Origin of the sequence: Erwinia sp. (assembly GCF_031978025.1) — a bacterium.
GTDB lineage: Bacteria > Pseudomonadota > Gammaproteobacteria > Enterobacterales > Enterobacteriaceae > Erwinia.
The window spans coordinates 1-5,376 of record NZ_DALZCD010000285.1; the positions used below are offsets into that span (position 1 = coordinate 1).

Consider the following 5,376-nt stretch of genomic DNA (forward strand, 5'->3'; position numbering starts at 1 on the left):
GAGGAGACGAAAGCTGCATACCGCGATTCAGCAACCCAGGCCCCGGCGCGGAAGCATGCCAGGCACCGCTCGCGGCCAGCGCCAGCTGCGGCAGACAGCACAGAAACAGCAGCGCTTTTTTCATCAATGACCACCGATAGTCGACGTCATGCGGATCTGACGATTGTCGGTCAGCTCCAGGTTAGAAATCACCATCAGCTGCGGCAGATTGCGCCGCAGGAAGCGGGCCAGCAGCGCGCGTAGCGGATGGTTAACCAGCAGTACCGGCGGTGCACCCAGCGATTCCTGATGCATCAACGCCCCCTGCGCCTGCGCCAGCAAACGATCCGCCAGGCCCGGTTCCAGGCCGCCGCCGCCCTGCAGCGCCTGCAGCAGCAGACGTTCCAGCGTGGTATCCAGCCCGATAACCTGCACTTCACCATTGCCCGGATACCATTGCTGAGTAATGGCCCGGCCCAGCGCCACACGCACTACCGAGGTCAGCTCGTGCGGATCGGTCTGTACGGTGGCGTGTTCCGCCAGCGTTTCAATAATGGTACGCATATCACGGATGGAGACGCGTTCCGACAGCAAATTCTGCAACACTTTGTGCAGCGTGGTCAGGGTGATCACGCCTGGGATCAAATCTTCCGTCAGCTTCGGCATATCCTGGGTAACGCGATCCAGCAGTTGCTGCGCTTCCTGACGGCCAAACAGTTCGCTGGCGTACTGACCAATCAGATGGTTCAGGTGCGTGGCTACTACGGTACTCGCTTCCACTACGGTATAACCCTGGATTTGCGCCTGCTCTTTCAGCGCGCTGTCGATCCAGATAGCGGCCAGGCCAAAGGCTGGATCCACCGTCACTTCACCCGGTAAGGTGCCTGCGGCGGTGCCGGGGTTAATGGCCATCCAGCGGCCCGGATAGGCGTCACCGCTGCCAATTTCCACGCCTTTCATCAGGATGCGATAACGGGCCGGCGGCAGTTCCATGTTGTCGCGAATATGCACCACCGGCGGCAGAAAGCCCATCTCCTGCGCGAATTTCTTACGGATGCTGCGAATACGTCCCAGCAGTTCGCCATCCTGGGTATTGTCTACCATCGGGATCAGGCGATAGCCGACTTCCATGCCCAGGGTGTCTTCCAGCTGTACGTCGGTCCAGGAGGCTTCCATGTTAACCGGCGTTTCGGTGCTTTTTACCATGCTGCTCTGCGGCGCGGCTTTCGGCTTCGTCTCCTGACCACGCATATACCAGGCCAGGCCCAGCAGTGCGGCGGTAAACAGCAGGAACACCAGGTTTGGCATGCCCGGGATCAGACCCAGTAAACCCAGCACGCCTGCACTCAGCATCATCACGCGTGGATTTTTAAACAGCTGGGTAACCATCTGCTCGCCGACATCCTGGTCGGTCGCTACGCGGGTAACGATAACACCGGCTGCGGTTGAGATAACCAGTGCCGGGATCTGGGCAACCAGACCGTCACCGATGGTCAGCAGCGTATAGCTTTCCGCCGCGTGGCCCACGTCCAGACCGTGCTGCACCACGCCCACCAGCAGGCCGCCGATGACGTTGATGACCATGATCATGATACCGGCGATGGCATCGCCGCGAACGAACTTACTCGCACCGTCCATCGAACCGTAGAAGTCCGCTTCCTGGGTCACTTCAGCACGGCGCTTTTTCGCTTCGTCTTCGCCAATCAAACCGGCGTTAAGGTCGGCGTCAATCGCCATCTGCTTACCGGGCATCCCGTCCAGCACGAAACGTGCGCCCACCTCAGCGATACGGCCAGCACCTTTGGTGATAACCATAAAGTTGATGATCACCAGGATGATAAAGACCACGATACCGATAGCGAAGTTGCCGCCCACCAGGAAGTGGCCGAAAGCTTCAACCACGCGTCCCGCGGCACCCGCCCCCGTATGCCCTTCCATCAGGATAATACGGGTTGAGGCAACGTTCAGCGCCAGGCGCAACAAGGTAGAGAAGAGCAAAATGGTAGGAAACGCGGCGAATTCCAGCGTTTTCTGGGTAAACATCGCTACCAGCAGCACCATTATCGACAGCGCGATATTAAAGGTGAACAGCAGATCGAGGATGAACGGCGGCAATGGCAGTACCATCATCGCCAGGATCATCATAATCAATACCGGCCCGGCCATAATCTGCCATTGGGTATCTTTAAAATTCGGTAAGCGTAACAATGTGGCCAGGTTCGCCATCAGTCTTTCTCTCCAGAGCCAAAGTCCAGCGCTTCCGGCACCGGTAAATTAGCAGGTTTTTTCGGAGCCAGGCCGCCTTCCAGCTTCCAGCGACGGAGCTGCCAGACCCAGGCCAACACTTCTGCAACAGCCGCATATAACGTACCGGGAATATGCTGGCCAATTTCACTGTGTCGATAGAGCGCACGCGCCAGTGGCGGGGCCTCCAGGACAGGTATACGGTGTTCTTTCCCTAATTCACGAATACGCAGCGCCACCTCGCCTGCACCTTTCGCCACGACTTTCGGCGCGCTCATTTTCCGTTCGTCATACTGTAAGGCGACGGAATAGTGCGTCGGGTTGGTGACGATAACGTCTGCTTTCGGTACATCTGCCATCATGCGTCGTCGAGCGGCGGCGCGCATCTGTTGACGGATACGCCCCTTAACGTGCGGATCGCCTTCCTGCTGTTTATATTCATCACGGATTTCCTGGCGGGTCATGCGCAGCCCTTTGTAGTAGCTGTACAGCTGCCAGAACACGTCAAAGCCCACCATCGGCGACAGCCCCAGCACCACCAACACGCAGCACATCGCGATCATGTTCAGCGAGCTGGCCAGGGCGGTATAGGGCGATTCGCTCATCAGACGCATCATCGCCGGCCAGTTATGGCTGACATACATCCAGGTCACACAGCCAACCAGCACCGCTTTTAAAATCGATTTTGCCAGCTCCGTCGCGGTCTGCGCCGACACCAGCTTGGCTAATCCTTTAATGGGATTCATTTTGCCAACATCGAACTTGATCGCTTTGCCGCTGATCAGCACGCCACCCAGCAGCATCGGCGCGGCTATCGCCACCAGCACCAGGCCTGCCATCATCGGCAACAGCGTATATACCGCCTGCACGAAGAGCCGGCCAATCAGACGCAGCATTTGGCTGGTATCACTGACCACCGAATGATCGAACACTAATCCCTGAGCCAGCAGCTTACCGATTTTGCGGGCCATGCTTTCGCCGCCCATCCACAAAATCCCTAATCCCGCCACCAGCATCAGCACCGAGGTCAGTTCTCGCGATCGCGGAACCTGCCCTTCTTCTCGTGCTTTTTCAAGTCGGTGGGGGGTTGCGGATTCGGTCTTTTCCTCTTCGCTATCACCAGACACAGGCTATCCTCAAGGAATTTCTGGAGTACGGAATGAATGCGATTAGAATGCCAAAAAGGCGCAGGGATGATGCCGCGAGTAAACGCGTAAAAAGGGGGTTATTCAGGTAATAGCAAAAAAGGGCCGATAGAGATCGGCCCTGAGCAGAGAGACAAACTTAAAACCCGAGGCTGTCGAGCAGGTCGTCGACCTGGTCCTGGTTAGCCACCACGCCGGGTGCCTGACCGTTAATCTGCGGGCCGTTTTTCAGGCTGTCCGCATCTTTCTTCGGACGTGCAGGCTGTTCCGGCATGTTTTCCAGCAGCACCATTAGCAGCTGGCGCTCAATTTCCTGGATAACATTCATCATGCGCTTGATAACCTGACCGGTCAGGTCCTGGAAATCCTGCGCCATCATGATTTCCATCAGCTGAGCATTGGTGAAGCCCGTATGCGTCGGCACCGATTCCAGATAACCACGGGTATCCGAAACCAGCGAGCGGGCATCTGCCAGTTCGATAGGATTCTCAAACCACTCATCCCAACGGACTTTCAGCGCCTTAGCTCCATTCTCCATTTCTGTCTGGTGCGGCTGTGAAGCCTCCACGCAGTTCAGCGCGCGTTCGGCCGCCTGAGCGGTCATTTGCACTACGTAGTCCAGGCGATCGCGGGCGTCGGGAATGGCTTCCGCCGCTTCAGCAATGGCCTGATCCAGTCCCAGCTCGCGCAGGCTGTCGCGCAGCATCCGCGTCAGCGAACCAATTCGGGAGATAATGTCGTGCGCGGACGCATCGGCATTTGGTTTCGGAATTACGCTCATCTCGGCTCCTTACATACCCAGCTTTTCGAAGATTTTGCCTAACTTTTCTTCAAGCGTTGCTGCAGTAAAAGGTTTAACGACATAGCCGCTGGCACCCGCCTGAGCAGCCGCAATAATGTTCTCTTTTTTGGCTTCGGCTGTCACCATCAGCACCGGCAGTTTGCCGAGCGTGCCGTCTGCACGAATGGTTTGCAGCAGCTGCAAGCCATCCATGTTTGGCATGTTCCAGTCGGAAATCACGAAGTCAAAGCCACCGGCACGCAGTTTAGCCAGCGCGTCAACGCCGTCTTCTGCTTCTTCAACGTTATTGAAGCCGAGCTCTTTCAGCAGGTTACGGACGATACGACGCATCGTGTTGAAATCGTCGACCACCAGAAACCGCATATTTTTGTCAGCCATAATTACTCCTGTTTATGTAGCCCCGCGGGACGGGCGCTGCGTTAGATACGTAATGCCTGTCCGGCGCTAATTTTTGCCAGCATGTGCTGGCTGATTTGGTGGAGATCCACCACTTCACTGGCGCCCCCGAGCGCAATGGCTTCGCGGGGCATACCAAATACCACACAGCTCGCTTCGTTCTGGGCGATGGTCCACGCGCCTGCTTTGTTCATGGTCAGCAGGCCTGCAGCACCATCGTTGCCCATTCCGGTCAGGATCACGCCAACGGCGTTACGACCGGCATGCTGCGCAACTGATTTAAAGAGTACGTCTACCGAAGGTTTATGACGATTGACCGGTGGGCCATCGTGCAGTTTCACCTGATAGTTTGCGCCGCTACGCGCCAGCTCCATGTGCATCGCGCCTGGCGCAATATAAGCATGGCCTGGCAGCACGCGTTCGCCATCTTCCGCTTCTTTTACCGTGATTTGGCACAGCTTGTTCAGCCTTTCGGCAAAAGAGCGGGTAAAACCTGGCGGCATGTGCTGAGTAATCATCAGCGCCGGGCTGGTCGCTGGCAGCGGTTGCAGGACATGCCTGATAGCTTCCGTTCCGCCCGTCGACGCTCCGATGGCAATCAGCTTTTCGCTACTTAACATCGGGCCGGCTTTCAGCATGACCGGTGTGGACTGCGCTCGACGTACGTGCAGCTTCGCCCTTGACGCAGCCCGAACCTTATCGGCAATCATCTGGCTGTAGGCCAACATGCCTTCACGAATACCCAACGACGGCTTGGTAACAAAATCCACCGCGCCCAGCTCCAGCGCACGCAGCGTTACTTCAGAGCCT

5 protein-coding genes are annotated in these 5,376 nt (G+C 57.1%); all 5 read right to left on the minus strand.

All coding sequences use genetic code 11. The features are described 5' to 3' along the window. Positions 1–123 precede the first annotated feature (123 nt). On the minus strand, positions 124–2,205 hold the full coding sequence (gene flhA, locus RTK32_RS18330) for a flagellar biosynthesis protein FlhA (RefSeq protein ID WP_312046500.1): 2,082 nt from the start codon (positions 2,203–2,205) through the stop codon (positions 124–126). Beyond that, positions 2,205–3,350 carry a flagellar biosynthesis protein FlhB gene (gene flhB, locus RTK32_RS18335; RefSeq protein WP_312046502.1) on the minus strand — a complete coding sequence of 382 codons (1,146 nt, stop codon included), beginning with the start codon at positions 3,348–3,350 and terminating at the stop codon, positions 2,205–2,207. Before flhB ends, flhA begins: the two co-directional genes overlap by 1 nt. A gap of 157 nt (positions 3,351–3,507) precedes the next feature. Beyond that, entirely contained in the window at positions 3,508–4,149 is a 642-nt protein-coding gene (gene cheZ / locus RTK32_RS18340; protein WP_312046504.1) for a protein phosphatase CheZ, read from the minus strand. A 9-nt stretch (positions 4,150–4,158) separates the two neighbouring features. Next, positions 4,159–4,548 (minus strand): chemotaxis response regulator CheY, encoded by a 390-nt coding sequence (cheY, locus tag RTK32_RS18345; protein WP_034935773.1) that lies wholly within the window; start codon positions 4,546–4,548, stop codon positions 4,159–4,161. 41 nt (positions 4,549–4,589) lie between these two features. Continuing rightward, on the minus strand, positions 4,590–5,376 hold a 787-nt coding region (locus RTK32_RS18350), incomplete at its 5' end, for a chemotaxis response regulator protein-glutamate methylesterase (protein WP_312046507.1).

What these genes read in the sequence shown, in the direction of transcription:
- flhA (WP_312046500.1), bottom strand. Translation starts at nt 2,205, where the DNA reads ATGGCGAACCTGGCCACATTGTTACGCTTACCGAATTTTAAAGATACC.
- cheZ (WP_312046504.1), bottom strand. Translation starts at nt 4,149, where the DNA reads ATGAGCGTAATTCCGAAACCAAATGCCGATGCGTCCGCGCACGACATT.
- cheY (WP_034935773.1), bottom strand. Translation starts at nt 4,548, where the DNA reads ATGGCTGACAAAAATATGCGGTTTCTGGTGGTCGACGATTTCAACACG.